At 43.5% G+C, this 5,647-nt stretch carries 5 protein-coding genes and 1 pseudogene; 3 read left to right on the forward strand and 3 right to left on the reverse strand.

The window, feature by feature from the left end; genetic code table 11:
* Both PQI28_RS15475 and PQI28_RS15480 read left to right on the forward strand, forming a co-directional pair.
* Positions 1 to 330 (forward strand): annotated as a pseudogene (locus PQI28_RS15475) (cation-transporting P-type ATPase); the annotation flags it as partial.
* A 116-nt stretch (positions 331 to 446) separates the two neighbouring features.
* Positions 447 to 1,124, forward strand: coding sequence for a CadD family cadmium resistance transporter (locus tag PQI28_RS15480; protein WP_339963821.1), 678 nt, complete (start codon positions 447 to 449; stop codon positions 1,122 to 1,124).
* On the opposite strand, the gene PQI28_RS15485 is transcribed toward PQI28_RS15480, so the two are convergent.
* The 3 genes from PQI28_RS15485 to copZ form a co-directional block, all read right to left on the reverse strand.
* Entirely contained in the window at positions 1,111 to 2,070 is a 960-nt protein-coding gene (locus tag PQI28_RS15485) for an IS30 family transposase (RefSeq protein ID WP_114167461.1), read from the reverse strand. The genes PQI28_RS15480 and PQI28_RS15485 overlap by 14 nt on opposite strands.
* Before the next feature lie 348 nt (positions 2,071 to 2,418).
* The gene (locus tag PQI28_RS15490; RefSeq protein ID WP_339963822.1) at positions 2,419 to 4,596 is read right to left on the reverse strand and encodes a heavy metal translocating P-type ATPase; all 2,178 of its coding nucleotides are present in this window, start codon (positions 4,594 to 4,596) and stop codon (positions 2,419 to 2,421) included.
* Positions 4,597 to 4,733: 137 nt separating this feature from the next.
* Positions 4,734 to 4,937 (reverse strand): copper chaperone CopZ, encoded by a 204-nt coding sequence (copZ, locus tag PQI28_RS15495; protein WP_029336157.1) that lies wholly within the window; start codon positions 4,935 to 4,937, stop codon positions 4,734 to 4,736.
* 272 nt (positions 4,938 to 5,209) lie between these two features.
* Between copZ and PQI28_RS15500 the strand changes: the two genes are divergently transcribed.
* A complete protein-coding gene (locus tag PQI28_RS15500) occupies positions 5,210 to 5,542 on the forward strand; it encodes a four-helix bundle copper-binding protein (RefSeq protein ID WP_214735171.1) in 333 nt (110 codons plus the stop codon).
* Positions 5,543 to 5,647: the final 105 nt, after the last annotated feature.

The raw sequence follows: 5,647 nt of genomic DNA on the forward strand, positions 1-5,647 counted from the left end.
GTAGGAGATGGGGTCAATGATGCACCTGCATTGGCGGCCTCAACAGTTGGGATTGCAATGGGTGGAGCTGGTACAGACACAGCCTTAGAAACTGCAGACGTCGCTCTAATGGGAGACGATTTAAGAAAACTTCCATTCACTGTAAAACTTAGCCGGAAAACTCTTAATATCATCAAAGCTAACATTACTTTTGCAATTGCTATTAAATTTATTGCCTTACTATTGGTTATCCCAGGTTGGTTAACGCTTTGGATTGCCATTCTTTCCGATATGGGCGCAACCCTTCTAGTAGCTCTAAATGGTTTGCGACTAATGAGAGTGAAAGAATAAAGGAAAAAGTGCTAAAAAGGGATCTTCCAGAAAGATGGAAATTCCTTTTTTAAAAAGGACTCATTATGAGTATAACTTCTAAATATAATAAAAAATCAGTTAGTGAGTTGATGTAATTGACTTTAATTTTGAATGTTATTTCTGCAATAGGGGCATTTATAGTTACCAATATTGATGATATTTTTGTTTTGATGCTGCTATTTTCACAGGCAAAAGCACAGGTGAAAACGAGTGAAGGTTTAAAAGGTAACCAGACAGAGAATAAGCATATATCCCCTAAGGATATAATTATTGGACAATATCTAGGTTTTACCTTGTTAGTAGTAGTTAGTCTCTTAGGAACTTTTGGAGTTATGTTAATTCCAGAGAAATGGGTAGGATTACTTGGACTAATCCCAATCTATTTAGGGATTATGTTGTTTATAAAGGGAGAAGATGAGGATGAAAATGCAATTCTTTCAAGTTTAAATTCTGGAAAGTATAATAGTGTCTTTTTAAGTGTAGCATTTATAACATTTGCTAATGGCGGAGATAACATTGGAATATATGTTCCTTTCTTCTCTACTTTAACCATGAACCAACTAGCAGTAACGGTTATTACTTTCTTTATTATGGTTGCGATTTGGTGTTTTATTGGATATCGTTTGGCAGCTTTTAAACATGTCTCTGAAACCTTAGAGAATTACGGTAGATGGATTATACCCATTGTCTTTATTGGTTTAGGAATCTATATCATGGTGGAGAACGAAACTTTCAGTGCCCTTTTGAGTTTTCTGTTTGTCAATTTAAGCTAGACAGATCGACTCCATTCAGGTGACTCAAAAATGCCTCCAACGGTGTGCGGTAATTCAGTGACTTTCTTGGGATGTTATTCCGCTTGTCGGCCACCGACGAAATGAATGTTTGATCCACCTGGTTGAAGTCCATTTCCTTTGCCAAGCCGTCTTTCCGCAGGAGCCCGTTGGAGTTTTCATTCAAGGCGCGCTGAGAAGGCGTGCCGGGATCCGCAAAGTAAATCGAGACGTCGTGCCGGTTGCACAACGGTTTCCAATTAGAGAATTCCTTGCCGCAATCAAACGTGATGGATTTGAACAGATTTCTCGGGACCCCTTGGAACCACTGGTTCAACGCAGTTTCAATATCGCAAGCCTTGCGTCCTGCAGGCTTCAGGGCGATGATGACTTTCGTCAGCCGTTCGACCAGCGTGATCACCGCACTTTTGTGGCGGGCACCCACAATGGTGTCGCCTTCGATATGCCCGAACTCTTTTTTGAACGACGGGTTGTCGGCTTCCCGTTCGGAAATATGGCGTTTGAACGCCTGTTTTCCCCGGCGTTCCTGGTGTCCATTGGGTTTCCGTTTTCCTTTCATCGGCAGCGTGGCGGCGTCAAAGACCTGATTTTTGAACATGCGATAGATGGTGCGTGCGGAACAATCGATGGCCGTTTCTGCCCGGCCGACAATGACATCCGGCGTCCAGCCCTGCGCCACCTTGTCTTGAACATAGGCCACTTGTTTCTTCGGCAGGACAATCTTCCGCCGGCCGCAGCGTTTCTTATTTTTCTTGTATTGCGTGTAGAAGTCGAGCGCTGTATGTCCTGATTTCAGGAAATTGATGACGTTGTAGATTGGCTGCCTGGAACGGTTCATCAACTTAGCAATGATCGCTACAGGTATATTTTGGCGGTGGTAGGATTCTATCATCACCAGTTCATCCGTGGTAAGATGGGTGTAGGTCATTCGTAATCACTCCTATGTTTTTCTTTGGTCGGAAAATACATTGTGAGTGTACCACGAATGGCTTTTTCAATTGTCTAGCTTAATTTTATAATCGGCGATTAATGAATGAATGATCAATTTTTGAAAACTTTTTTGTGTTAATTGAATTTAAGTAGAAAAGAGAAGAAGCTTTTGGGCTTCCTCTCTTCCGATAATATCTCATATGTTAACTATAAAAATATATTTAATTATCCAAAGTCTTCAAACCTCCATTTGACTTTAACCTAATACAAAACTGTGCCCCCAAGGTTAAAGAAAATTCAACTTTTGGGAGACAGCACTTTTCGTGTACGACAATTAAACACGGTGTTAAACAGCTCTATTTCTTAGTTTCAATGTCATCGCATTGATAGCCACGATAACCGTGGACACGGACATCAGAACTGCTCCTGCGGCAGGAGCCAACGTAATCCCAATGGAGGCTAGAACACCCGCCGCTATGGGAATGGCAATAAAGTTATAACCGGCTCCCCACACGAGGTTCTGTTTCATTTTACTGGTTGTTTTATTGGCCAATTCGATAAAGGATTCAATATCGCCTGGATCCGACTGAGTCAAAATCACATCAGCGGAATCGATGGCGACTTGAGTTCCGGCACCGACTGCTATCCCAACGTCTGCTATTGCAAGGGATGGTGCATCGTTGACGCCATCGCCGACCATGATAACCGTTTGTCCATTATTTTTCAGTGATTCCACTAAACCATATTTATCTTGCGGTGATTGATTGGCTCTGTATTCAATGCCCAGTTCCTCTGCTACTCCTTGGGCAGCCGTTTCATTGTCACCTGTAGCCATAATCGGTTTTATATTGTAATGCTTCAATGCCTGTATCAGCGTTCTGCTCGTTTCTTTCAATTCATCGCCTAATGCGACCGTACCGATCGGATTCCCGTCCTCAACTAGTATACTTAATGTTGCCCCTTTGGGAACATCCACCGCTACATCTCTTCCAAGTGCCTTTTGGCTGATCAATTCGTATTTGCGGCCATTGGCGTTTCCTTCTATACCCGCACCCGACACAACATCAATCGAATCAAAGTGGACAGGCTGAATCCCTTGTTTCTCAGCGTATTGGACGATTGACTGGGCGATTGGGTGGCTGGACCCGCCTTCAATCCCTGCCATTAACGCCGCGATTTCGGCTTCGGTATGTTGACCATCCAGTGTTTCCATGTTCAAAACTTTAAATTCGCCAGTAGTCAATGTACCCGTTTTATCCAGTATCATTACATCAGCCTTAGTTGCCAGCTCCAATGCTTCGCGGTCTTTCACCAACAGCCCGCGGCTTGCACCTAAACTGGTGCTTCGTGCAATAACCAGCGGAATGGCAAGGCCGAGAGCGTGTGGACATGCAATGACTAATGTCGTAACCGTAAAAAGAACAGCGGTTTGAATGTCAGCAATGTACAGCCAAACGACAAAAGCGAGGAAAGCCGCCGCAATGGCGATATAAAACAGCCAGCCGGCTACTTTTTGAGCCAGATTTTCAGCTCTTGAAGGTTGATCCTGCGCCTGGCTTATCAGGGTTTGTACTTGGGAAATGAACGATTGGTCGCCGGTTTCCTGTACTTCAAGATATATGATGCCTGCACCGTTCGTGGAACCGCCGATCACTTTGTCTCCGGCTCCTTTTTCAATGGGTTTAGATTCCCCCGTCAGCAAAGCTTCATTGATCCGCGAGGTGCCTCTTTTGATGATGCCATCGGCAGGGACGTTTTCTCCGGCCTGAACCCGTACAAGGTCTCCGACTTTCAGCTCATTTACGGGACGCGTCTCGATCGAATCATCTTCCAATACCACATGTGCATCTTTCGGCACCAATTCGGCGAGCGATTTTTGCGCGTCTCCTGCTTCTCCGATAGCCTTCATTTCGATCCAGTGTCCAAGGAGCATGATCAACAGCAAGGACGCGAATTCAAAGAAGAAATCCATGATGTGATCGCCGGTTACGTAGCGTGCCAGCACGGCGTAAATGCTATACAAATAGGAAACGGATATCCCTAATGAAATAAGGGCCATCATGCCCGGTGCTTTTTCCTTAAATTCAGCGATTGCACCTTGATAGAAGGGTTTTCCGCCATAAACCAATAAGATAGTTGCTAATACAGCGACCACAATATCCGAGTATGGAAAAGTAAATTGGAAAGGAAGCCGAACGTCCATCATCGGCGACAATAATAGAATGACAATGCCCAAGGGCAGCGACTTCAGGAAAATTTCTTTGAAATTCCCATGATGGTGATGTCCATGGTCACTATGATCGTGTCCACCATGATGGTGATGTCCATGGTCACTATGATCGTGGCCACCATGATTGTGATGGGCATGATCATCATGAATTTTGGCAGGATTGCTGTCGTCTTGAATGCCTTCTTTCACTTGGTCTTCATGGTACGAATGCCCAACATGTTTGGAATGATCCATTTTACTGTGATCTACCTGTTCGTCTTGATGGTGGTGATGGTCTTTATCATTTTTAGCCATTCAGTGCGCCTCCTCCAAACTAGTGCTTCTTATCCTATTTAACCCTATTTACATTCTTAACATTCACAAAGTTCTTGCCGAATATACCACGCGGGGGTATATTTCATTTAAAAGTAAAGTGTGCTGTGAAAGCACCCTTATACGACGTCATACCCTTGTTCTTCAATCGCTTTCTGAATTTCGTTTAATGATGTCTTGGCAGTATCATAGTCTACTGCCACTTCGCCTTTTTTAAGATCAACTGTCACAGATGAAATCCCTTCGAGTTCACCGACGCCCGTTTCAACCGAGTTTGCACAGTGGCCGCAGGACATACCTTGTACTTTTAATGTTTCAATCATTATTATTCCTCCTAAAGTAATATTTCCTTAAACTTAACATACCCCTATAGGGTATATCAAGTGTTTAGTATCATTTTACTTTATCGCTGTTTCCATGACTCTAATTTAGAAGTTCACAATGACCCCCCAAAAAAACCGCACCATTGATTTTAATATTTGATTACTTGTCTATAAAATGTGCAGTTTCTATGGAGTTTCGGTATTTCTGTTTAGTTTGGAAAGGAGAGGGAAATCCAGTAAATGAAGCAAAAATAAGAAATGGAGGTTTTAACTTGGCTCATGAACAACATCAGGAATTGATTCGGGCATTACATGATTGTGCAGCGGAATGTAACCATTGTTTTGACGCTTGTCTGCAGGAAGACGATGTGAAGATGCTAGCACAGTGCATTCGATTAGACCGGGAATGCGCGGACATTTGTGCATTTTTGAAACATGCCATTACTCACAATTCACCGTTCGTTTCCGAACTGGCAGCCGCTTGCGCAACCATTTGCGAAGCTTGCGCAGAGGAATGTGAGAAGCACGCCGATCATCATGAACATTGCAGACGCTGTGCGGAAGCTTGCCGTAGATGTGCAGAAGCTTGCCGTAACGCCGCATAACCTTACTCAAAAAGGCCCGTCGGAAATATGATATGCTCCCCAATAGGTAGACAGATGAAATAACAAATCTGTTTATTCTTATCGGGGAGTGTTTTTTATGGCGAG

Origin of the sequence: Exiguobacterium sp. USCH10 (assembly GCF_037619445.1) — a bacterium.
In the GTDB taxonomy this organism is placed as follows: domain Bacteria; phylum Bacillota; class Bacilli; order Exiguobacteriales; family Exiguobacteriaceae; genus Exiguobacterium; species Exiguobacterium aestuarii_A.

Excerpts from the sequence above, each read along its gene's own strand:
- copZ (WP_029336157.1), bottom strand. The coding sequence starts at position 4,937 with ATGATTGAAACATTAAAAGTACAAGGTATGTCCTGCGGCCACTGTGCA.
- PQI28_RS15490 (WP_339963822.1), bottom strand. The coding sequence starts at position 4,596 with ATGGCTAAAAATGATAAAGACCATCACCACCATCAAGACGAACAGGTA.
- PQI28_RS15485 (WP_114167461.1), bottom strand. The coding sequence starts at position 2,070 with ATGACCTACACCCATCTTACCACGGATGAACTGGTGATGATAGAATCC.